The sequence below is a fragment of the Lactobacillus nasalidis genome, from assembly GCF_016587775.1.
Lineage (GTDB): Bacteria > Bacillota > Bacilli > Lactobacillales > Lactobacillaceae > Lactobacillus > Lactobacillus nasalidis.
Genome location: NZ_BOCG01000482.1, coordinates 1 through 204, shown reverse-complemented (window position 1 = coordinate 204; position 204 = coordinate 1). Strand labels below are relative to the sequence as shown.

Annotated in this window: 1 pseudogene; it reads right to left on the bottom strand. The window is 44.1% G+C overall.

From position 1 onward, the window contains the following. A pseudogene (locus tag lacNas_RS09185) lies at nucleotides 1–204 on the bottom strand (helix-turn-helix domain-containing protein); the annotation flags it as partial.

Below are 204 nucleotides of genomic sequence, written 5' to 3'. Positions count from 1 at the left end.
TTACGAACTCTTCGTTCACTCGGCGAAGGCTTTTCTTTAAGCAGTACTTTCTGTTCTTCAGTCAGCTTTTTCGGGTCGGAAGCCAAAGAAGATTTAAGCGCTTGTCTTGCCTTGTACATTTCGTTCCACAAGGCAAGGCCTTGATTCCAGCAATAGCGGCGATAGTCACAAGCTTCATCCAAAACTCTTCTCATAGTCTTGTTT